This is a genomic window from Oligosphaera ethanolica (assembly GCF_030814695.1).
In the GTDB taxonomy this organism is placed as follows: Bacteria; Verrucomicrobiota; Lentisphaeria; order Oligosphaerales; family Oligosphaeraceae; genus Oligosphaera; species Oligosphaera ethanolica.
Genome location: NZ_JAUSVL010000001.1, coordinates 5,423,977 through 5,445,839 on the forward strand (window position 1 = coordinate 5,423,977; position 21,863 = coordinate 5,445,839).

Here is a 21,863-nt window from a genome sequence, read left to right on the forward strand (position 1 = left end):
GATCCGACTGATCCGACTGATCCGACTGATCCGACTGATCCGACTGATCCGACTGATCCGACTGATCCGACTGATCCGACTGATCCGACTGGTCCGACTGGTCATCGACCTGATCGGTCCGATCCGTCCGATCGGACCGATCGGTCCGCGAAAACCAGAAGGAAGATCAGAACAATCAGACCGCAAAAAGCCGGCCTTGCCATCTTCGGCTTTACAGGCGTGCTCTGTCGGGTTTTATTATGGGCCGCGCGAAAGTCCCGCCATATTCACGATTTTCCCCAACACTTATTCCTGTTCACGAAAGGCCTGGTCATGTCATTCAGTCGTTTGGAACGCGGTGTTCCCGAAGCCCACGGTGTCAGCAGCAAGGGCCTTGCGGCCGCCATCTCAGCACTTGAGGGTTTCAGTTCCATCAACAGCGTCATGATCATGCGGCACGGCGTCGTGCTTGCCGAAGGCTGGTGGCATCCCTATGCCCCGCAGTATCCGCACAAACTGTTCTCGCTGAGCAAGAGCTTCACATCCACCGCCATCGGCATGGCCATCGCCGAGGGCCTGTTCACTCTTGACGACCCGCTGAGTCGCTATTTCCGGGACAAAATGCCCGCCGAGCTCACACCGCGCCTCGAAGCTATGACGGTCCGCCATCTCTTGACCATGAGCAGCGGCCATGCCTGCTGTCCTCTAGCGGCTATCGTTCACAGCGAGTATCGTCGCGATTGGCAGCGCGGCTTTTTCGCCATGCCTCTCGCCTACGACCCCGGCAGCCGTTTTGCCTACAACAGCACGGCCACCTACATGCTCGCTGCGCTGATATACCGCCGCGCGGGCATGAACGTGCTCGACTATCTCATGCCGCGGCTGTTTGCGCCCCTCGGCATCGCCCAGCCGACTTGGGATTGCTGCCCGGCGGGCATCAACATCGGCGGCTGGGGACTGAAGCTGTGCACCGAAGACATCGCCAAATTCGGCCAGCTGTACCTCCAGCAGGGCCAGTGGCAGGGCCAGCAAATCGTCCCCGCCGAATGGGTCGCCATGGCTACCAGCAAACAAATCAGCAATGACATGAACAAGGAACCCGACTGGAAACAGGGCTACGGCTTCCAATTCTGGCGTTGCCGACATAACGCCTACCGTGGCGATGGTGCCTACGGGCAAAACTGCATCGTCCACCCAGCCAGCGAGTTGGTCGTGGCCACCACCAGCGGCGTCGGCAATCTCCAAGGCGTCCTCGATGTCGTCTGGGAGAAGATCCTCCCCGCTTGCCATAAGGAGGCACTGCGTGACGCCCCGGCCGCGCAACGTGCCTTGCACGAACACCTCAACAACCTCCACCTGCCCACGCCGCAACGTTCGGCGCTACCCCAACTGCCTGTTCGCAACTACTCCTTCACCATCGCCAAAAATGACGCCGGGGTCAAGCAGATCGACATCACTACCGATGAGCACGGCGCGGACGTCGTCATGCATTTTTCGCAAAAGGACCGCCGCCGCGTCCATGGCGCCGTAGGCCGCTGGCATTGGAATGCCCAGGGCTTCGCCCCCGAGCCATACGAGCCCTGCGCCGCCACCATGGCATGGCTCGCCGAGAACGAGCTCGAACTGCGCCTTTGCTACGTGGAAGCGCCCTTCGTCGTCCGCTTCATCTGCCATTTCAACGACGATGGCAGCGCCCAGTTCGAACACAAGGCCAACTTCGTCTTCTTCGGCAAGCCCTGGCCAACCCTCACTGGAACGGCGATGCACTGACCAGAGCTGCCGCATTGGCGGCTCCGCCTCGCCCTCTAATCGGTCAGTGTACACCCCGGCGCTTCGCTGGGGTGTACACTGACCGATTACGTCTCGCGGCCGTGGAGTGGGCGTCTCGCCCACTCCGACAAGACGGCTCAATAAACCGTCCTAGTCATTCACGCCGACCGTACCCGGCCCGTCTCCCCCGCCGCATGAATAGTTACTCCTATGAAACACGCTGCCGCAAAGGTCGGCGGAAATCAAGGTCGGATGGCTGGGCGGCGGCGGACCGTGGGTTTCCTGCAAATTGTCCCCGGTGTTTTCCCCACCGGAGGGGTTACTTACCGATTACGTCTCGCGGCCGTGGAGTGGGCGTCTCGCCCACTCCGACAAGACGGCTCAATAAACCGTCCTCGTCATCCACGCCGACCGTACCCGGCCCGTCTCCCCCGCCGCATGAATAGTTACTCCTATGAAACACGCTGCCGCAAAGGTCGGCGGAAATCAAGGTCGGATGGCTGGGCGGCGACTGGCCGTGGGTTTCCTGCAAATTGTCCCAGCGAAGCGCCGGGGTGTACACTGACGGATTACCTCACCCTCTTCTCACCCCTTCATGAATTCGAGTGTCTGGCGGGCGATGGCGTCCAGCCATGCCTGCGAGGAGAAGTTATGGTTGGCGCCATCCAAAACTTCGATGCGCATAGGCAGTTTGTGCTCGCGGATGTAGTCGCCAAAATAGGCCATGGCCGCGGGCGCATCGGGATCAGCCGTGCCGTAGAACATCAGTCCCGGCAGATCCGCGCGGAGCTTGGCGAGGTGCTTCTTCGGCGCGTCTTTGCCCTGCAGACGGCTCTCTGAGGCCGCCGCCTTGGCGACCTGCCCTTTCACGCGCGATGCACCTGACGCAGCGGCGTTGTCGCCGGCGTCCTTGGCCGCGCCGGCGTTTGTGCCCTTGGCGTCTTCGCCTTCCTTACGTTTATTGGCACCGCGTTTGAGAAGATGCCCAAAGAGCACATTGCCTACCTGCTTAAGGTGGACATCGCCCTGGAAAAGGCGCCGCCAGGTCTCGCCCCGGCATGCCTTATGCCAGTACACCTTGACGTAATGCAGCGTGCGGTGCACATCGCGACCGAAGGCGTCACCATCGGAAAAAGGATAGACCGACAACATGATCAGGCCCTGTGCCTGCGGCAGGCGATTGAGGGTGCCAATCGTCACGTTGCCACCCGAACACAAGCCGAGATACCACGGTCGCGCCAGTTGCGTGTGCTCACTGAAGAAAGCCGTCGCCGCGACCAGATCGTCCGCCATGGTCGTCAATGTCGCATTGAGACCGTCGCCGCCGCTTTCGCCACGGCCGCGGAAGTCAAAGCGCAAGGACGCGACGCCGCTGGCGGCGAAAGTGCGCGCCAGAGTGCAGAGCATGCCGGCCGGTCCATGGCGATTGCCGCTCCAGCCGTGCGCAAAAATGAGCCCCGTACGGGCCTTGCCCGTCGCCGGCAAACAGAGAATGCCCCGCAGCGTCTCGCCGTTGACCTCGAAAAACACGGCCTCTTCCCGGACCTCCGGGCTGATCTGGATGTCGCTTTGCAGCATCGTCGTCATTGCTCCACCTCGCCCGCGGCATTCTCCTCGGCGCCGGCGGCAGCCGCGCCCTGGGCTTCCGCAGCGGGCTGCGCAACCGCAGCGTCATTCTTGCTTGCCAATGGCGGATAATGTGTGTTGAGGAACGCGTGTTGCTTTTTCAGTGCGTAGAGTGCCGGTTCGCTGCCGATGCGGAGGACGAAATTGTGGTCGCCGTCGGGCACCGGCTCGTACACGTATTTCTTGCCATGCTTGTCCAGTTCGCGGCGCAGATCGGCGTGACTGAGGTGAAAGACGCTGCCGTCATAGGCATCACCCATGAAGAGCAGCAACGGACACTGCAGGCGCCAGGCGTTGTGAACGATGCTGCGCGTCATCAGTCCGCGCAGCTGATCGGCCACGGGCTGGTTGCAGAAGTCCGCCCACGACAGCCAGTTGTTGGCGCCGCGCGCCATGCGATCCCAGTAGTAGCGTTGCGGGTTGACCAGCCATGCGTCGTAGCTTACCACCGCCTTGGCCTTGTCACCCGCGCGCGCCGCCGTCAGCAGCCCGGCACCAGAGCCGAAGCTGTGACCGATCATGGCGAACTCGTTTTTGCGCACATAGGGCAATTTCCAGGCCGCACTCAGCATGGAGAGGCAGTCATTGACCTCGCCATCGAGGTTCTCAATCTCGCCTTCGCATTTGAGCATCTGGCCATTGATTGCCATCTGCATCTGGAAGAGATCCTCGCCGCGCATGGCCGGGCCAATGACCACGTAACCCTGCTCCACCAGCTCCGCCAACCACAGACAAAAATTATTGGGAATGCCGAAGGCGGCACCGTGGCAATACAGAATCAGCGGGTATTCAGCGTCTGCCGGCCGCTCCCTCGGGAACAGCAGCACGCCGTACTGTTTGAGATTGTCCACCGTCCACTGCACGACCCGCAAGCCCACATTGGGGAAAGAGCCCATGCGCAGATCGGCCAGGACCGTGAAACTCGCATCGGGAATGCCGCCCCACTGCGGCGGCGGCAATGGCTGCAGGCCAGACAATTTGCCCAGCCCTTGCTGCCATTTGCTCTGCGCCTCGGTCTTCTTGCCCTGGCTGTCCAGCAGCCGGCCGTCAAACCAATCCTGCAAGGCCGCTGCCACATCCAACCCAGAAAGCAGCGGCTCCTTCAGCGCCGTGACCAGCGCGGTTTCCTCAGGGGCCACCTGCACTGACCAGGATTCCATGTCCTCAAGGCCCGGACGAACCGTATCGCCCGCATAGAGCACCGGCACCAGCAAGGACAACACTGCCAATATGGAAACAACACACGCAGTACAAGAACGTAACATCATCACCTCATGCATATTAACCAATGTGACTTACAACAAAATCCGTGACGGCGTCGATCACGACGTCCGACTCGTAATAGTCAAGCTGGCCCCAAAAGGGCTTGTCCGCTATCACTTGCGCAGAACTGCCTGCGCGGGCCGTTACCGCTGCGACCAGGTCCTGCCAGGCCGGGGGAAAATTCTTGGCGCCGGACACCCGCAGCAGCTGCAGCGCGCAATCCACCGGCGTAGCGGCCAAGCTCGTCTGCAGCTGCGCGGCCCAGAGTTGCTCGGCCATGGCCGAGCCCACCAGGAAGCCGCCGAAATCAGCCGGTTGGCCCGCCGACCACAGCTCGGCGGAAGCGGCATTCTTGGCGCCGCCACTCATCATGTCCTTGATTTTCTGGCGCCGTTCGAGGTCACGCAGAAGCTCGTCGCCGCTCAAGAGCGGCTCAAGCAGAATCAGCGCGCGCAGGGCGCCGCCGGCGGCGGCAATGCGCGCAGCGGCCTCGGCCGCCAGCAAGGCGCCGGCGCGCGCACCAGCGAGCATCAGCGGCGGCTTGCCAGGCAGCTCACGCGCCAGGGCGATTTGTGCGGCCAGTTCGTCCTGCCAGTGCCGCCATTCGGCCTCGCCGTGCTTGCCGGCGCTGTCGCCGGTGCCGCTAGCGTCGTAGCGCATGACGGCCACGCCCCGTGTGGCCAGCTGCCGCGCCAGGCGTACGAGCATGCGAAACGCGCAGCGCTTCTCTTCGCCAAAGGGCTCGACCAACAGCAAGGCCGCGCGCGGTGGCGCGTCGGCCGGTAGATAATGCGTGCCGTAGATGGCCCGCCCTGATACGTCAATAAAACCACTCTGCTCAAGTATACTCATGCCGGCCCTGCTTCACAACGTCATCCTTCATTATCGCCACTCGACACCAAAATATGACGGGTGTAACTGTCATTTTTTATACGCAGGCACCCACATTACCTGCCTATGGCACTATGCCAATGCCCGAAACTGCCCTGTAAACGTACAGCTGTCGGCGATTATTGAACTCGGCACTAACGGCCTGTATAGCATAGCTATCAAGAATCAACGCAACACGTTCCCACAAGCCCCACTTTGGGCGAATAATCCCACATTGTGGATAAACTCTGACGCACGGAAGCCCCCATTCGCCTCAGCATCCCAACCATACGCACGGGCTTTTAACCTGCACAGACTACGACACCTGCAGACCGACCAACCGCACGACCATCTCCCGGTCGTGTGAGCAGGACTTTAACCCGCCCCCTGGGCGCTGACACTAAAAGGCTCCAGGAACAGCCAATGTCGGTGAGTGTGTGGCTACTTGAACAAAGCCCAACAACACCATGCGCCGTGGCAAATCTGAGCCCATGAGTGTATTGTTTTAGCTTCCTGCGTCGCGCACGCCACGAGCGCCCCCGTGATGACGACGCACTGCCACCCTGCACCGCAGTAGCCAAAGCCATTCCAACACTAGCCCCTCCCCAGCACCATGAAAAAACTCTACCTCGTCAAACCGCTGGCCATTGGCACCATCAATCCCATGATCTACGGCCACTTCAGCGAACACATCGGCGGCGTCTTCTACGACGGCCTGTGGGTCGGCGAAGACTCGCCCGTGCCCAATATCCGCGGCTTCCGTAAAAGCCTCGTGGAGAAATTTCGTGCGATCCGCCCGACGGTGCTACGCTGGCCGGGCGGCTGTTTTGCCGAGACCTACGACTGGCGTGACGGGATTGGTCCCCGCGATGAACGGCCGGTGCGCCTCAACTGGTGGCATCAGCGCGATCAGCGCTTGGAGTCCAACGCCGTGGGCACCCACGAGTTCATTGATTTCTGCCGCCTGGTCGGCGCCGAGCCGTATTTTGCCGCCAACATCACCTCGCAGTCGCCGATGGTCGTGCGGGACTGGATTGACTACTGCAACTCGCCGGCAGGCTCCACCTCCATGGCCCGACTGCGCGAACAAAATGGCTCGGCCGAGCCGTTCCGAGTGCATTTTTGGGGCGTGGGCAATGAATGCTGGGGCGGCGGCGGCAATATGACGCCCGAAGTCTACGCCCATGAATTCCGCAAGTACGCGGCCATCATGGCCAATAGCGGCAACGGTCTCGAACTCATCGGCTGCGGCCCCAATGGCGGCGACTGGCGCTGGACGGAAAAATTCCTTCAGCACTTCGAACCATCCGAACACCACATGCAGGGCTATTCCGTGCACTACTACTGCTCTGCCTGCGGCCACGCCACCGAATTCACCGACCTCGAATACTACCAGATGCTCGTCAAGGCCGCCGGCATCGAAACGGTCATTGAACGCAACTGGCAGCTCATCTCGGGCTTTGGCATGCAAAACTACGCCCGTCTGGTTGTGGACGAATGGGGCTGCTGGCACCCCGAAGGCTCCGGCCCCAGCCAGGGCCGCAATCTCTTCGAACAGCAAAGCACCATGCGCGATGCGCTCGTGGCCGCGCTGACTCTCAATGTCTTCAACAACCACTGTGACAAGGTCCGCATGGCCAACATCGCCCAACTGGCCAATAATCTCCACTGTCTCTTCCTCGCCAACGAAAAAAACTGCATCACCACGCCAACCTACCACGTCTTCGACATGTATCAGCAGCATCAGGGCGGCAACACCATCCGCTGCATCGGCGATGACGACGACAGCGTCATCGCGTCCAGCGACCCGCGCCAGCCGGCAACGCTGGCCAGTCTGTCCCATTCGGCATCCATCCGCAACAAGGTCCTCACGCTCACCATTGCTAATTTGAGCCTGACCGAAAACGCGGGTATCGTTCTGGAGCCCGTCGGCTTCCAGCTCGGTCGCGACGCCGAAATCACCACTCTGACCAGCAACAACGTCCGCGCCTGCAACACCTTCGCCGCCCCAGACTGCGTCTGCCCTACAGAGCATGAGGGCGTCGCGACCACCCTGGCCATTCCTCCCGCTTCTGTTGTCTGCCTCAAGGCCAAAGTGAAATAGCCCCACGCAAAGCCCGCATCATCCCTGATCTCACCCCATCCCGGAAAGGACCTTCCGCCTATGCCCCGCTTCCCCATCCTGCTCAGTTCTCTGGCCATGCTTTCCACTATGTCGTTGTTTGCGCAGGACCCGCTGCCGCCGGCACGAGTTACACCCCAGCCTGCCAGCGAATGCGAAAAGCTCTTCAGCAAAATCAGTTTTGATCAGCTCCCCGGTAACCTCAATGCGTACATCCGCGACGAGTGGTTCCTGCTCACCGGCGGCACGCCCGAGAGCTACAATAGCATGACCGCCGGCTGGGGCGGCACCGGCATCCTCTGGGGAAAACAAGTCGCTTTCGTCTTCGTCCACACCGACCGCTTTACCTACCAGTTCATGGAACAAAGCGACATGTTCACCATGTCCTTCATGGACCGCGACGCCAGGCCAGCCCTTGCCAATATCTTCGGCCGCAAATCCGGTCGCGACACCGACAAGGTCACCGAGGCCGGCGTTACCCCCATCGCCACGCCCGAAGGCGGTGTCACCTACCAGCAGGCACGCCTCGTTATCGTCTGCAAACGCATTGCCAAAGTACCCCTCACCCAGGACCTCATCACCGGCGATATCGGCTTCAAATACGGCGAAAACAGCTACCACTGCCAATACGTCGGCCAAATCATCGGCATCTGGAAACGTAACCCCTGAACGAGATGCCAACGAATGCCGTAGGGGCCCGCCCTGACGGGGGAGGGACGGGCGCAGGGTGAAATCCCTGAACGAGATGCCAACGAATGCCGTAGGGGCCCGCCCTGGCGGGTGAGGGGCGTGCGCAGGGTGAAATCCCTGAACGAGATGCCAACGAATGCCGTAGGGGCAGACCTGCGTGTCCGCCCCCACAGTATTCCACAGGAGTCCCCGGCGTCCAATGCGTCATTCCCCACGGTCCAGAAAGTCCCACGGTCTAATCCATGGGACCATGCCTCATAAGTCTGTGAGTCCTCGCCCCAGCGCGCAGCCGACAATTAGTCCCCACGGTCCCCGGCCAATATCCATGACTGACCGATTTGTAATCGGTCAGTGTACACCCCGGCGCATCGCTGGGACAATTTGCAGGAAACCCACGGCCCGCCGCCGCCCAGCCATTCGACCTTGATTTCCGCCGACCTTTGCGGCAGCGTGTTTCATAGGAGTCATGGATAATTAAGCCATAGAGCTTCTGGCTGAGTCAAACGCGCCCGTTTCCCTGGCCGCAAAGCGGCAGAAGCGCTGAAAGCGCGAAACATACCAGCCCAGGGCAAGCAGCGCTGAAAGCGCGCGCCGCCCTGGGTACAACGACGTCTACGTCCGTGTTCCTCGGCCTCTTTGGCCCCAGTCGGCGCAGCTGACTGGGGCCAAAGAGGCAATGGAACTCACTTACATACCCGGGGTTGACGTCGGCGATATGTCTGTGCGTCCGTTCTCAATGGGTGACCGATTACACCGATTTTCCCTTTTTTCCCACGCGCGCCGTTGCATTTCCACCTCTGGCAGATAAATTATTGCCTCGTCCGTATGCAGGACACCACAGCGCCGGAGAGGTGACAGAGTGGTCGATTGTGCAGCACTGGAAATGCTGTGTACCGCAAGGTACCCAGGGTTCGAATCCCTGCCTCTCCGCCAGTTTTCGTACACAAAAGCCCAAAACAGTACCGTTCAGTACCGTTTTGGGCTTTTTTCGCTATTACCAGTCCGCCTGGTTAGCTCATACCAGCCGTAGTTATATCTTTTGGGCTGAGATGAGGGTGATGGGTTGAGGCCCCGGCCGGTAATTCCTGATGCAGGTCATGCTGCTCGTGAGAATCTCCTCGGCGTGATAGCCGATGTAGCTCACCCCACCCAAAATCCTCTGCAACGACGGCCGGTTGCAATGGCTGACCACCTGAATCGTCTCGCCGGGGATCATTCCCAGCGCGAGCAGCTGGTTGTTCACCGTGGGCAGCAGATTGTCGTTCATGACGATGATCCCATCGGGCTTCTCCTTGCGGTTATCGGAAAAAAGTCCGGCAATCAGCCACTGCTGGGCGATGTTATCGACGAGAGAGATATTCAACGGCAGCATCCACTCAATGGGCACCGCGCATCCGGACGCCTCAGCGATTTCGCGAAAACGCAGCAGCGCCGGGGATTTCTGAGTTTCCTGAAAGATCACGGCGACTTTACGCGCGCCCCGCACCAAAATTTCCTCCATCGCCAGGGAAAACTGCTGTACATAGTCGGTGGCCATGCGGATATGATCTTCCGGGGTTTTCTCGGGGTCATAGTCAAAGCTGATGCGCGGGAAGCCTTCCGGTAAGACGACTGTGGAGTTGTGGGCAAAAAACATAGCCCCGCATAGGCGTTTTTTGGCAGCGTCTTTCTGAAGAGTAGCCACCCCTTTTCCCTGATTGTTCGGAGTGTTGACGTAGTAGGGCACCAGCGTGACGGGCTGGCCCTCGAACTGAAACTTGTCCACCGACAGGATCAAGGCACTCCAAAGGGAGTCCGCCTGGATTTCCGCCGGGGAATAGATCGGTAGCGCCAGACCCAAGCGGTAAAGGTGCGGCGGATCAGACCGGACAAAGACGCCGGTGCTGTTTTTGGATTCCAAAAAACCCTCGGCAATCAGAGTGTTAATGGTCTTCTGAAAAGCCGCCACGCTCACATCATAATGCTCAAGCAGAATACGCCGGGTCGGCAAGATACCGCCCGGAGGGAATTCCCCCGCAACGATGCGGTTACGGAGATCGTCGGTTATGCGTTGTACTTTCACGTGTTGTCACTCAATTCTCTCAACTGCGCAACTGGGACTGAGTTTGTAGCCAGTCTTCCGCACCGGCGGCAAGATGTCGCGATTTGGATGTAACCAGCAATGACAGAAGAAGTTGCGCACCTGCTGCTACACGCCTTCGGCACTACACAACGACTCGGTAAACAACGCCAACTGCCAAGCAATATACAGCCTGCCAGCCCGCTATTGCTGGTTATTATGAAAACGTAACTCTTTAATATACAGGGTCACTTCGTCGTCATTACGGTTATTGAGGCCGAAGAAAAGTTTTTCGGGCAGCAGTGGCCCGGGTTGGCGGGTATACAAATCAATGGTGTGTGTCCGATATGTGTCATCAATATGCCGGTATATGAAGTTGCCTCCGGACGCCACCCCGCCTTTAAGCCAGAACTGGACATTATGGTATCCGGATTGCATCGGCGCCTGGATAGCTTTGACCTGGAAGGTCAGATAGCGACAGGCGCGGTCTTCTTCGGTAAGTGTGTAGATGGGGTAGAACCAACGGTCTTTGCAATCGGGCGCAAAAATGCTGCGAAACACCAGTGCCTCCTCCTCCGCATCATAGCAGACGGTCTTGTCCATGGTAGCGGCATTGGGCTGCCAGCGCGCCGGATTGAGACTGGCCGGTATCGCCTCAGACGCAACCGGTGCTTCGGGAGCGACAACGCCAGGCGCGGCCAATATCAGCTCGGGTACCTGCTTGCGTTCCAGGGGCGCACCGATATTGACCGGTGGCGAGAAGATCCACCCTTCGCGATCCTGATTGGCATCGGCGTCGTTGACCAAAAAAGCGAAACGGACCCGGTCATTAGCTTGCCAGGTGCCGCCATCGGGTTTGGGCAAAAGAAGCTCGTATACTGTTATGGTTCCTTGCCGTTCCACCGTTGACACAAAATTCGCTGGCACTTCGCCTTTATCCGCCGCCAGCCTGGCGCCCTGCGGCGTCAAGGCGGTAATGTACATTTGTCCGTCCAAGAAGAATTGCAGTGAGTCTTCCTGCCATGATGGCTCTGCAGAGGGATGATGGTGTAGATCGTCAGTGACCTCCGCGCGGAAGCGGATACCTTCAGGATTCCAGGACAACGTGGAACGGCTTGACAGGTCTTGCGGGCCATCCCAACGCCAAAGGACGGGGGAACTGCTCTTGAAGTGATCTCGGGTCGCCAGCACGAGCGGCTCGCCCTCCTGGCCCAGGGGTGGCAAACGCCGCCACGCGAGCTCCTTTTCCCAAACACGGGTTAGTTTGCCCGCGGTAACCTCGACGGCAACCTTGCCGCTGTCGCCAGCCAGCTCAGGCGCAAACTCCACCGGAACGGTGTTCCCCGCTTCCACTACGAAAGCACGTTCCCCGCCCGTGGTTCCCAATAGCCGGGCCTTGCCCTTTATTGCGGAACTGCCCAGGTTGCGCAGCTGGAGAACGACGCGCTTTTCGCCATCGCGAAACGCAGCCGTCAACTCGCCAGCAATGGGCGGCAAAACCCGGCCACCAAGCTGATCGGCTGCCACCAGGTTACCGTCGACGAGCAACTTGGCAGTGATGACATAGCTGGTCTCGTCCGGCAAGTCACCCGGCACCAGCAGAACCGTGACGCTGCTGCTTTCCCCTGCCCCGAGCTTGATGGGCACGGGCGTCGGGGCCTGCCAGCCACTGGGGACAGTGACGACCAAACTCCCCGCCAGCTCCTGCTGCGATGGATTGTGCAAGACAATGTCCACCGGCCGCTTTTCACCCAACAAGAAGCAGGCGGCAGGTGGACTGATCGCCAGCATCGGCTGGCCCGCCGCTGCCTGAATCTCGCCAGGGAGGTAGAGGGGCATGCTCAAGGGCACGGAACAGTAGCCGCCCACAGGCGTAAACTCCAGGTCATCACCAAAAACGCCCACGGCCGCCAATGGCGCCGCTGCCGACAGCAGCAGCGCGCGAGGACCATCGGCATGCCGCCAGATCACGCTGCGAGCTTCTCCGCTGGCGGCATTCCGCAGCAGCACTCCTTGAATGCCATCGCCCAAGGACAGCTCACGCGCAAAACTGTAGCCGTTGAGCTGATCGCCCATGGTCTGCAGCATCCACAGATTGGAGGTGGGAAGGAAGTCGTTGTCAAAAAGCCGATTATGGTCAAACTCTTCCTTTGACGAGAGGGACTTGGTGGGGATGTAGCAAATAAAATAGAAGTTGCGCTCTACCCCACGCGCGGCGCTGGCCAGGGTGTTGCGGACAAAACCCAGCGAGCGCTCGTGGGCAAAGCTGGCTTGGGAAGCACCCCCGACGGAATCCTCTGTGTTCCATACCGGCCCCGACCATTTGTACTCCCGGAGTTTTTCCAGATTGGCCTCCCGCGCACTGGTGTAGTGGTAGGTGTAGATGTCAAAATACTCGCCGCCGCCATTCGCGAAGAGTGAATCCAAAAAACTGTGGATACGTTTGGGATCGTCGCCGGCGGTACCGCAGCCAGCAACCAAAGCCTTGGGGTTGCCCCGTTTCACCGCCGGATAGAAGGCCTTGAGCATCTCGGCGACGCCTTTGCCCGTGTCGAAGCCGAAGATATTTTGCTTGAAATCCGGCTCGTTCCACACTTCCCATACCCGTACTGTCGGGTAGCGCCGAGCCAGTTCTTCCGCGCGGTCTGCAAAGAGTTGCCAGCCCCCTTCTACCTCAAAAAGGCGTGATGCCCAACTGGGGGTGTACTCGTAATTGACAAAGATGCAAAAGCCCAGCTGGTCCAAAAGGCCAATGCTCTTACCCATGGACGCGAAGTTCATGTTGCCCTGCTCGCGCTCCATATTCCCCCAGTTGACAATCGTCCGCACCCAGGGCACACCGATGTTTTTCAAAACCGGCAACAGCTGTTCACCATGCCAGTGAATCCCCCAGACGTAGCAGCCCAACAGCGAGTGATCAGTATCCTGCCATACTACGGGCGTGTAATTGGCACCGCGAATCTCCCGGGAAAACAGCACCTGCCCACGGGACAGCAGGGAATAACGCAACTGAAAAGGGCCATCCCAGGAAGCGGGTATGGTGATCACATGCTCGCGCTTGAGCTCCGGTGTCATCGCCACGGTGACAATTGTCGGCGCCGCGCCGTACCCTAATGCGTCGGTGAGGCGGATCACCTCGTCCACTGGCCCCGAAAAACTGCCGTTATTCAGAAACTCCAGTTCAATCCGCTGCGGCGCCCCCGTGAACTCAAGATTACCAAATACCGAGCCCTTCACCTTGAACGCCGGTTCAGCCACGACCGCCACGCAGACCAAGGCCCACAAAATACCGCTTACTATGACATGTTTTAGCATTGCTCAGTACGTCCTTTCAGGGATTCCAGGGATAAGGCTGGGTGCCGGTACCGGGTACCTCCCAAAACTCGTCTCGCTCATCGGCCGCATAGCGAATGCACCAGCGAACCAAGTCGTGAGCCTGCCAACTCTCCACATGGCCATCGGCAAAGGCGGCACGAGCACTGCCATGGACCAGGCTGAGCACGCCATAATTAGTGTCAGTGTAGCGCGGATGATAAAGATAATAGCCCTGCCCCGTACTCCTGGTCGGTGCGGTGCCGCCTCCATAACTCAGCGGCGTGCGGGTCTCGGCAAAAAGATGGGTTTTCCCTGGCTGCGTCATCTGCTTGAAATCAATGACCCCAGAGTAGCTGGTACTGCCAAGGAGCTGACGCCTTTCGTAGAATTTGCCCAAAGCAGCGAACGCACCAGGGTAGTACCAGGCCGCATGGGCAAAATGGATGATCCCGTAATCACAACTAGAGTTGCCGCCCTGACGCGCAGTCGGGCAGCGCAAAGCCGCCTTATCGACATAACCGTTGTCAAGCATCACGGACGTCCACGTGTAGTGGACGTTGTTGCTGCCAAGGATCATCCGATCACAGATCATCCCTTCGAAATCATTCACGTAAAGCTGCGTCGAGAGCATCAGCTGTTTCTCATTGTTCACGCAGGCGATGCTGTGGGCCTTGTTGCGGGCCTTCGCTAAGGCCGGCAACAACATCGCCGCCAAGATCGCGATAATCGCTATCACCACCAATAGCTCAATCAGCGTGAACAAACCACGCCAGCGCTTCCTGCTACACCAATCAACGAATCGCACGTTTGCAGCCTTCATCGGAAGTCCTCCTTTGAATGTAGCACCAACACCACGCCCAAACACCAATACTAAGCAGAAATCCTATGTGCATCTTTCAACTTTTTATTATATACCATAAAAAAAGTAAAAAGTCAAGAATAAAAAAGAAGGTGTTACCAGGAAGCATGGTGTATTTTTGGATTGTGTCGTGTGATTCCAGGGGTTTTACACCCTCTATTCTTCCGCTCACCCTTCGCCCAGAGCGTTAGCTTGCGGAGCCGAGTCGGAGGCGCTTCACAGCTCACCGTACGATGCGGGCTTTTTTTATGCGGATAGACGGGTATACTTATTCCCAGCCCGTTCCGGCGCCCAATTCATCTGCTCAATGAAAGGACCGTCCGTTATGCAACTGCAAAAAGGTTCGCTTGCGCCGCTTTTTACGCTGAAGGATCATGACGGCAAGGCAGTCAGCCTGCAAGACTTCAAGGGCCGGAAGGTCCTGGTTTATTTCTACCCCAAAGCCGACACCCCCGGCTGCACCAAGCAGGCATGCGCCCTCCGCGACGCCTGGCAGCAGCTCAAGGACGCCGGCGTCACCGTCCTCGGCATCAGCCCCGACACCGTCGCCCAACAGAAGAAATTCGCCGATAAGTTCGGGCTGAATTTCGCCCTGCTCGCCGACGAGGACCACGCCACTGCCGAAGCCTATGACGTATGGGTGGAAAAATCCATGTACGGCAAGACATACTTCGGTGTGCTGCGCTCGTCGTTTCTTATCGGCGAGGACGGCAAGGTCATTGAGGCCTGGTATAAGATCAGCCCCGAAGACACCGCGCCGAAGGCCCTGGCAGCCGCCGGCGCCTGATTCGCGCATCCCTACTGGAAATCGATCAATCATGGATACGCCGTTATCACCAACGTCGCCCACCAACGCCCGAGTGGGAGATGAATAAAGTGAATTAACGCTCTCAACTGCGAAAAAGTGGACATCCCAGCGACGCGATTGGCACGTCGGAACTCACAACAACGAACACCCAAATCACACGAACAAGACAGCTGAAATCATCCTGATCCACAATTTGCTGTCATTCAGTAATTTTTTACTTGTCAATGGGTGATTTTTTGGCTATTTTTCCTGCGGTTCTTGAAATCAGCCCCCCCACCGTAGGGGGCCCCCATCCTCTATGGCCGCGCGCGCGAAACAGACTTCGCTCGGGCAGGTGATCACACAATATCAATGGCTGGCCGATTCCCCCTACTGACAATTTCTCTGGTGGGCGCGCCTTGCAAGAGCCCGCGCGCCCAGTATCTTTCGTGGTCGCTGGCGGATTTCATCAAGGCAGCACCGGCGCAACTCAACTCACTGACCGCAAACATTGACGAGGAATGCTGTTATGACTGGCAAGAAGGTGTTGGTTCTCGGCGGCACGGGCGCCATGGGCGTGTATCTGGTTCCGCAGCTGGCCGCCATGGGCTACGACGTCACTGTGGTGTCACTGGACGACGTGGTTTCCGACAATCCCCGCATTCACTACGTCAAGGCGAATGCCAAGGACGTCAATTACCAGCGGGAACTCCTGAAAGAGCACTACGACGGCATCATCGATTTCCTGATCTACTCCACGGTGGAATTCCACGAGCGTCATGAGGTCCTGCTCCGGAACACCGACCACTATTTCCTGCTGTCGTCTTACCGCATTTACGACGGCCACAGCGTGCCGATCACGGAAGAATGCCCGCGGCTGGTGGATGCCTCACAGGACACGGAATACCTGGCTACCGACGACTACTCGCTGAGCAAGGCCCGCGCGGAAGACATCGTCGTGAAATCCGGTCATAAGAACTGGACGATTGTACGGCCGGCCATCACCTACAGCAAGCGCCGTTTCCAGCTCGTAACCCTCGAAGCGCCCATCGTCGTCGGCCGGACCATGCGTGGCCTGCCGGTGATTGTCCCGGAAGCAGCCTTGAAAGTCCAGGCGACCATGAGTTGGGCGGGCGACGTCGCCAATCTCTTCGCTCACCTGCTCTTCAACCCGGGGGCGCTCTGCGAGCGCTTCACGCTGGCGACCGCCGAACATCGCCCGTGGGGAGAAGTCGCCGAATACTACAAGGAAATCATCGGCCTGAAATACATCCCCGTCAGCACCGAAGATTATCTGCAAATTCTCGGCGGTAGCAAGGGCGCCTTCTACCAGCTCGCATATGACCGGCTCTTCGAACGCATCGTCGATAACTCGAAGGTCCTCCGCGTCACCGGCCTGAAACAGGCCGATTTCACAACCCTGCGCGACGGCCTCGAAAAGGAACTCCGCACCCTCCCCAAAGATTTCTCCTGGGGCGACGGCGGTGCCACCAGCGCCAACATGGACAAGTACATCCAGCAAAAAGGCCTGTAAGGCCCCGTTCAGCAACAGGTTCACAAATAAGCCATTGGCCTGCGGCAAGCGCTGCGGGCCGATGGCGTTTCAGTTGTCGTTGCTGTCGCTTTTAGCGGATTTCGGTAGCGATGACCAGCTTGACGTTGTCGATGCGTTTCTGGTTCATCGGGTGGGTCGAGAGAAATTCGCTGAAGATGCCGCTATCCGGCGACATCTTCTGGAACAGCTCGAACACTTTGACCATCGCGTTGGGATCGTAGCCGGCCCGGGCCATATACAGCGCCCCCAGGCGATCAGCCTCGTGCTCCATGGTGCGGCTGTAGGGCAGCAACACGCCATACTTGCTACCCAGGCCATAGCCGGCCTTGAGAAGCGTCCCGGCCTGGCCGACGCCGCCGCTACTCGCCGCCAGCGCCTCGGCGAGGTACATGCTGCCGGCAGACTGCATGAGCATCTTGGTGACGTTTTCCGAGCCATGCCGCGCCGCCGCATGGCCGTATTCGTGGGCAAGAACGGCTGCGAGCTGCTGGTCGTCGCTGATCGTCTTGAGCAAGCCAGAGGTGACGAAGACGCTGCCGTCAAGTAAGCATGACGCATTGACCTGCTCGTCCTTCTCAAGGTAGATATTCAGCGGAAAAGGCTCCGGCAGCACCGCGTTGACGCGCTGGGCAATCGCCCGTACCCGTTTTTCCTGCGTGGCGTCGCTGTAGAAAGCGCCCTGGGCCTTCATGTCGGCAATCACAGCCTCGCCAATACGCTTTTCGTCTTCGCGACTCAGGAGAATGACCCGTTTGCGACTATGCTCCGGCACAACCACATGAAATGCCGCTGGCGTGGATTTTGCTTTGAGCAAAACGGACGTGCCATCAATGCCCAGACCATTGAGTTCGGAATTCATCCGCAGCGCGACTTTGGCCGCAGTGCCCGCCTGCCCAACAAGATGACTTAACAGCGCATTGCCTCCTTCTGTTGTTGGCGATGTGCACGACTGCCCCAACGCACACACAGCACCAATCACCGCAACACGACCAAAATATTGCCAAATCATAAGCAGCCTAGTCATATCTCGACGCTCCTTTGCACGTAAGTTCCTGATGAGTAATTCCAACCTGATAAAGATAGGCGACAACACGCGACAATCAATCGAACGAGGCCATTTTCAGCGCCTTGACCAATCAGACCGATCAGACCGATCAGACCGCGTAGGGGCGGACCTATGTGTCCGCCCTAGCCCGATCCGTCCGATCCGTCCGATCCGTCCGATCCGTCCGCGATAAACGACAGAAGATCAGACCGCTCCATCCGCTCCGTCCGCGCCAAAAACGAGGGGCGGGAACAGGCTTTTCACCCATTCCCGCCCCTGACGGATAGCCGCGTCCCTCATCTATGGCGGCGCGGCGTTTCTACTCAGCCACGCTGCATTTAGCGGGCGAAGTAGTGCGTATGCAGCAGCTTGTGGGCAAGCTGGCTGCCGGGTTCGCCCAGATAATCATTGTAGAGCTTGATGATACTCGGATTCTGATGCGACTTGCGGATGGGCAGATTCTTGTCCACCTGGTAGATCGCGTTTTTGCGTTCTTCCAAGGTCTTGAGGTTGCTGCCGGTGTAGGGCTGGCCACCGCCGTTGATACAGCCGCCGGGGCAGGCCATGATTTCGATGGCGTGGTATTTCGCTTCGCCGTTGCGGATCTTGGTCAGTAGCTTGCGGGCGTTGCCCAAGCCTGAACAGACGGCGACCTGCAGGTCCATGCCGCCAACCTGCACCGTGGCTTCCTTGATACCTTCCAAGCCACGAATAGCCACGAAGTCGATGTCCTTGATGTCCTTGCCGCTGAGAATGTCATTGGCAGTACGCAGGGCGGCCTCGAGAACGCCGCCGGAAGCACCAAAGATGACGCCGGCGCCGGTGGATTCGCCAAGCGGATTGTCGTATTCTTCGTCCTTGAGGGCACTGAACATCACGCCGGCTTCCTTGATCATGGCGGCCAATTCGCGGGTCGAAAGGACGTAGTCCACGTCGCGCACGCCATCAGGCGCAAACTCAGGCCGGGCCGCTTCGTACTTCTTGGCCAGGCAAGGCATGATCGATACGACGATCAAGTCTTTCGGCTTGACACCGACCTTCTCGGCATAGTACGACTTGGCGATGGAACCGAACATCTGCTGCGGCGACTTGGCGGTCGAGGGCATGTGCATCAACTCGGGGAACTGATGCTCGAAGAAATTCACCCAGCCGGGGCAGCAGCTGGTCAGAATCGGCAGATTCTTGCCAGTCTTGATGCGGTTGATCAGCTCAGTACCTTCTTCCATGATGGTCAGATCCGCCGAAAAGTCGGTGTCGAACACTTTTGCGAAGCCCAGGCGACGCAGGGCCGCGACCATCTTGCCCGTGGTGATGCTACCGGCAGGCATGTCGAACTCTTCGCCGAGAGCCACGCGCACGGACGGCGCCGTCTGCACCACGACGTGCTTGGTCGGGTCGTTGATTTCGCGCCAGACATCGTCCTTATAGCCGATTTCCGTCAACGCGCCAACCGGGCAAGCCAAGACGCACTGGCCGCAGAATGTGCAGCTAGTCTCAAGCAAGGGCTTGAGCTCTTCCGGCCCGACCGTGGCTTCAAAACCGCGGTTGATGCCGGAGAGGACGCCGACTGTCTGCACGACGTTACAAGCCGTTTCACAACGGCGGCACATCACGCATTTGTTCAGATCGCGGCGAATGGCGCCGCTGCTGATGTCGATCGGAAACTCGGTCTGCGCGCCTTGGTATTTGATTTCGTGCATGTCGAATTCATGAGCCAAGCTCTGCAGTTCGCACTGTTGGTTCATGGCGCAGATGAGGCAGTCCTTCGGGTGGTTGGACAGCAGCAGGCCCAGCACGGTCCGACGGGCGCTGATCGCCCGCAACGAGTTGGTCTTGACGACCATACCCTCGGCAACCGGCGTACAGCAGGACGGAGCCAAATTCGGCCGATTGGCAATCTCTACCACGCAAATACGACAGGAGCCGGCTTTGTGTTCAACGCCAAGACAGTCCATCTTGATATGGCACAGGGTGGGAATCTTGATCCCGAGGGTCCGAGCCGCGTCCAAAATGGTCGTGCCTTCCGGCACTGAAACGGGCATATCGTTAATCTTCAGGTTAACCATTGTCATTACGGCTCCTATATTATTGCTTATCAATGGCTTTGAACATGCACTTCTCGAAGCAAATGCCGCATTTGATGCATTTGTCTTGATTGATGACGTGGCGTTTCTTGGTCGCGCCGGTAATCGCCGTCACGGGGCAATTCCGGGCGCAAACACCGCAGCCCACGCATTTCTCATTGATGGTGAAGCGCACCAGCCGCTCGCAGACGCCCGCCGGGCAGCGCTTTTCGTTCACATGCGCCTCGTACTCGTCAGCGAAATTGGTCAGCGTGGACAGCACGGGGTTGGGTGATGTCTGGCCGAGACCGCAGAGCGCGGTGTCTTTGATGACCAGCGCGAGATTGCGCAATTCGACCAAGGTCTGGGGCGTGCCCTTGCCGTGGCAGATGTCCGTGAGCATTTCATAAAGCCGGCGATTGCCAATGCGGCACGGAGTGCATTTGCCGCAGGACTCGTCACAGGTGAATTCGAGGAAGAAGCGGGCGATGTTGACCATGCAGTCGTCCTCGTCCATAACGATCATGCCGCCAGAGCCCATCATGGAGCCGATGGCCTTGAGGGTCTCGTAATCAATCGGCGTGTCAAGATTCTTGGTGGTGATGCAGCCGCCGGACGGGCCGCCCGTCTGCACAGCCTTGAAGGCGCGGCCCTTGCTGATGCCGCCGCCCAAGCTAAAGATGATGTCGCGCAGGGTTGTGCCCATGGGCACTTCCACCAGACCAACGTGATTGACTTTGCCCGCCAGGGCGAAGACTTTCGTGCCGGGGGAACCCGCCGTGCCAACCGTCCGGAACCACGCGGCGCCCTTGCGGATGATTGCCGCCACGTTCGCGTAGGTCTCGACGTTGTTCACCACCGTCGGGTGCTTCCACAAACCCTGAACCGCAGGAAACGGCGGCTTGAACGTCGGCTCGCCACGCCGGCCTTCCACCGAGTGAATCAACGCGGTCTCTTCGCCACAGACGAAAGCACCGGCGCCATACTTGAGCTCGATATCAAAATCAAAGCCGCTGTTGAGGATGTTCTTGCCGAGGAAGCCCATTTCGTGCGCTTGGTCGATGGCAATGCGCAAGCGAGTGATCGCCAGCGGATATTCGGCTCGGATGTAGATGATGCCAATGTCAGAACCAATCGCATAACCGCCGATGGTCATGGCTTCCAACACGGAATGGGGGTCGCCCTCCAGCACGGCGCGATCCATGAACGCGCCGGGGTCGCCCTCGTCCGCATTGCAAATCATGTACTTCTTGCCCTTGGGTTGCGCCGCCGCAAACTGCCACTTCTTGCCAGTCGGGAAGCCCGCGCCGCCACGGCCACGCAAATTGGCTTCCAGCACCAGCTGCGACACCTCGGCGGGCTTCATGCCGCTGAGCACCTTGCCCAAGGCCTGATAGCCATCCTGGCGGATGTAGTCTTCGATCAGCTCGGGATTGATACAGCCGGTGTTGCGTAGCGCAATTCGGGCCTGCAACGCCTTATGGGTATTGGCTTCGTCTTCAGGATAGTACCAGGTCCGTTCCACCACGGTGGTCCCGGCCGGCGCGCCGCTCATACCGGCTTTGAGAATAGCCGGAATCTGCTCAGCCGTGACGTCGCCGTAGATGATCGACTTGCCGCTGTTGTCGCGCAGTTCGATGGTCGGTTCGCAGTAGCACAGGCCCATGCAGCCGACGGGCACCGCCTCGTACTTGTCGCCGAGGTTCTGGCTGGCCATCGTCTCCTCGATGGCATCAACCACCTTGGAACCGCCCGCGGCCAAACCGCAGGTGCCCAGCGACATCAGAATTTTCACTTTATCAGACGCGCTCTGGTCAAGACGCGCCTTTAATGCCTTAAGATCGGATAGTGAAGTGATTG

The 21,863-nt window shown here is 59.0% G+C and carries 17 protein-coding genes and 1 tRNA gene; 7 read left to right on the forward strand and 11 right to left on the reverse strand.

All coding sequences use genetic code 11. The features are described 5' to 3' along the window. Window positions 1–312: 312 nt before the first annotated feature. Window positions 313–1,749, forward strand: a complete 1,437-nt coding sequence (locus J3R75_RS18775) for a serine hydrolase domain-containing protein (RefSeq protein WP_307265005.1) — start codon at window positions 313–315, stop codon at window positions 1,747–1,749. A gap of 150 nt (window positions 1,750–1,899) precedes the next feature. Here J3R75_RS18775 and J3R75_RS18780 read toward each other — a convergent pair whose 3' ends face one another. The 5 genes from J3R75_RS18780 to J3R75_RS18800 are packed head-to-tail and all read right to left on the reverse strand — an operon-like array spanning window position 1,900 to window position 5,490. Further along, the gene (locus J3R75_RS18780; protein ID WP_307265007.1) at window positions 1,900–2,037 is read right to left on the reverse strand and encodes a hypothetical protein; all 138 of its coding nucleotides are present in this window, start codon (window positions 2,035–2,037) and stop codon (window positions 1,900–1,902) included. Window positions 2,038–2,068: 31 nt separating this feature from the next. Beyond that, window positions 2,069–2,311, reverse strand: coding sequence for a hypothetical protein (locus tag J3R75_RS18785; protein ID WP_307265010.1), 243 nt, complete (start codon window positions 2,309–2,311; stop codon window positions 2,069–2,071). A gap of 23 nt (window positions 2,312–2,334) precedes the next feature. Beyond that, on the reverse strand, window positions 2,335–3,336 hold the full coding sequence (locus tag J3R75_RS18790) for an alpha/beta hydrolase (protein ID WP_307265013.1): 1,002 nt from the start codon (window positions 3,334–3,336) through the stop codon (window positions 2,335–2,337). Then, on the reverse strand, window positions 3,333–4,643 hold the full coding sequence (locus tag J3R75_RS18795; protein ID WP_307265016.1) for an alpha/beta hydrolase family protein: 1,311 nt from the start codon (window positions 4,641–4,643) through the stop codon (window positions 3,333–3,335). The genes J3R75_RS18790 and J3R75_RS18795 overlap by 4 nt, the downstream gene beginning before the upstream one ends. A gap of 13 nt (window positions 4,644–4,656) precedes the next feature. Next, the gene (locus J3R75_RS18800; protein ID WP_307265019.1) at window positions 4,657–5,490 is read right to left on the reverse strand and encodes a serine aminopeptidase domain-containing protein; all 834 of its coding nucleotides are present in this window, start codon (window positions 5,488–5,490) and stop codon (window positions 4,657–4,659) included. 631 nt (window positions 5,491–6,121) lie between these two features. Here J3R75_RS18800 and J3R75_RS18805 point away from each other — a divergent pair. The 4 genes from J3R75_RS18805 to J3R75_RS18820 all read left to right on the forward strand — a co-directional run bounded on the left by J3R75_RS18805 (window position 6,122) and on the right by J3R75_RS18820 (window position 9,253). Beyond that, a complete protein-coding gene (locus J3R75_RS18805; RefSeq protein ID WP_307265022.1) occupies window positions 6,122–7,612 on the forward strand; it encodes an alpha-N-arabinofuranosidase in 1,491 nt (496 codons plus the stop codon). A gap of 60 nt (window positions 7,613–7,672) precedes the next feature. Further along, window positions 7,673–8,299: a flavin reductase gene (locus J3R75_RS18810; protein WP_307265025.1), complete on the forward strand. Its 627-nt coding sequence runs from the start codon at window positions 7,673–7,675 to the stop codon at window positions 8,297–8,299. A gap of 372 nt (window positions 8,300–8,671) precedes the next feature. Continuing rightward, window positions 8,672–8,794: a hypothetical protein gene (locus J3R75_RS18815; RefSeq protein ID WP_307265028.1), complete on the forward strand. Its 123-nt coding sequence runs from the start codon at window positions 8,672–8,674 to the stop codon at window positions 8,792–8,794. A gap of 371 nt (window positions 8,795–9,165) precedes the next feature. Then, window positions 9,166–9,253 (forward strand) — tRNA-Ser (locus J3R75_RS18820). A gap of 97 nt (window positions 9,254–9,350) precedes the next feature. Here the strand turns inward: J3R75_RS18820 and J3R75_RS18825 are convergent. The 3 genes from J3R75_RS18825 to J3R75_RS18835 all read right to left on the reverse strand — a co-directional run bounded on the left by J3R75_RS18825 (window position 9,351) and on the right by J3R75_RS18835 (window position 14,514). Continuing rightward, on the reverse strand, window positions 9,351–10,382 hold the full coding sequence (locus tag J3R75_RS18825) for a GntR family transcriptional regulator (RefSeq protein ID WP_307265032.1): 1,032 nt from the start codon (window positions 10,380–10,382) through the stop codon (window positions 9,351–9,353). A gap of 201 nt (window positions 10,383–10,583) precedes the next feature. Continuing rightward, window positions 10,584–13,694: a hypothetical protein gene (locus J3R75_RS18830; protein WP_307265035.1), complete on the reverse strand. Its 3,111-nt coding sequence runs from the start codon at window positions 13,692–13,694 to the stop codon at window positions 10,584–10,586. A gap of 16 nt (window positions 13,695–13,710) precedes the next feature. Then, window positions 13,711–14,514: a prepilin-type N-terminal cleavage/methylation domain-containing protein gene (locus J3R75_RS18835; protein WP_307265037.1), complete on the reverse strand. Its 804-nt coding sequence runs from the start codon at window positions 14,512–14,514 to the stop codon at window positions 13,711–13,713. A 364-nt stretch (window positions 14,515–14,878) separates the two neighbouring features. On the opposite strand from J3R75_RS18835, the gene bcp reads away from it, so the two are divergent. Both bcp and J3R75_RS18845 read left to right on the forward strand, forming a co-directional pair. Next, a complete protein-coding gene (gene bcp / locus J3R75_RS18840; RefSeq protein ID WP_307265039.1) occupies window positions 14,879–15,340 on the forward strand; it encodes a thioredoxin-dependent thiol peroxidase in 462 nt (153 codons plus the stop codon). 529 nt (window positions 15,341–15,869) lie between these two features. Continuing rightward, window positions 15,870–16,874, forward strand: coding sequence for an NAD-dependent epimerase/dehydratase family protein (locus J3R75_RS18845; RefSeq protein ID WP_307265042.1), 1,005 nt, complete (start codon window positions 15,870–15,872; stop codon window positions 16,872–16,874). 91 nt (window positions 16,875–16,965) lie between these two features. Here the strand turns inward: J3R75_RS18845 and J3R75_RS18850 are convergent, their stop codons facing one another. From J3R75_RS18850 to J3R75_RS18865, 3 genes are all read right to left on the reverse strand, one after another. Continuing rightward, complete coding sequence (locus tag J3R75_RS18850) at window positions 16,966–17,754, reverse strand: M48 family metallopeptidase (RefSeq protein WP_307265045.1); 789 nt, start codon at window positions 17,752–17,754, stop codon at window positions 16,966–16,968. A 524-nt stretch (window positions 17,755–18,278) separates the two neighbouring features. Then, window positions 18,279–20,012 carry an NADH-dependent [FeFe] hydrogenase, group A6 gene (locus tag J3R75_RS18855; RefSeq protein WP_370882377.1) on the reverse strand — a complete coding sequence of 578 codons (1,734 nt, stop codon included), beginning with the start codon at window positions 20,010–20,012 and terminating at the stop codon, window positions 18,279–18,281. Between the two features lie 13 nt (window positions 20,013–20,025). Then, window positions 20,026–21,786: an NADH-quinone oxidoreductase subunit NuoF gene (locus J3R75_RS18865; protein ID WP_370882410.1), complete on the reverse strand. Its 1,761-nt coding sequence runs from the start codon at window positions 21,784–21,786 to the stop codon at window positions 20,026–20,028. Window positions 21,787–21,863 lie beyond the last annotated feature (77 nt).

Bases quoted from the DNA above. Each gene is read 5' to 3' on its own strand.
- J3R75_RS18800 (WP_307265019.1), bottom strand. From the start codon at position 5,490: ATGAGTATACTTGAGCAGAGTGGTTTTATTGACGTATCAGGGCGGGCC.
- J3R75_RS18795 (WP_307265016.1), bottom strand. From the start codon at position 4,643: ATGATGTTACGTTCTTGTACTGCGTGTGTTGTTTCCATATTGGCAGTG.
- J3R75_RS18805 (WP_307265022.1), top strand. From the start codon at position 6,122: ATGAAAAAACTCTACCTCGTCAAACCGCTGGCCATTGGCACCATCAAT.
- bcp (WP_307265039.1), top strand. From the start codon at position 14,879: ATGCAACTGCAAAAAGGTTCGCTTGCGCCGCTTTTTACGCTGAAGGAT.
- J3R75_RS18850 (WP_307265045.1), bottom strand. From the start codon at position 17,754: ATGAATTCCGAACTCAATGGTCTGGGCATTGATGGCACGTCCGTTTTG.
- J3R75_RS18845 (WP_307265042.1), top strand. From the start codon at position 15,870: ATGACTGGCAAGAAGGTGTTGGTTCTCGGCGGCACGGGCGCCATGGGC.
- J3R75_RS18865 (WP_370882410.1), bottom strand. From the start codon at position 21,786: ATGTCGCTGGGCACCTGCGGTTTGGCCGCGGGCGGTTCCAAGGTGGTT.
- J3R75_RS18855 (WP_370882377.1), bottom strand. From the start codon at position 20,012: ATGACAATGGTTAACCTGAAGATTAACGATATGCCCGTTTCAGTGCCG.
- J3R75_RS18790 (WP_307265013.1), bottom strand. From the start codon at position 3,336: ATGACGACGATGCTGCAAAGCGACATCCAGATCAGCCCGGAGGTCCGG.
- J3R75_RS18810 (WP_307265025.1), top strand. From the start codon at position 7,673: ATGCCCCGCTTCCCCATCCTGCTCAGTTCTCTGGCCATGCTTTCCACT.
- J3R75_RS18835 (WP_307265037.1), bottom strand. From the start codon at position 14,514: ATGAAGGCTGCAAACGTGCGATTCGTTGATTGGTGTAGCAGGAAGCGC.
- J3R75_RS18830 (WP_307265035.1), bottom strand. From the start codon at position 13,694: ATGCTAAAACATGTCATAGTAAGCGGTATTTTGTGGGCCTTGGTCTGC.
- J3R75_RS18775 (WP_307265005.1), top strand. From the start codon at position 313: ATGTCATTCAGTCGTTTGGAACGCGGTGTTCCCGAAGCCCACGGTGTC.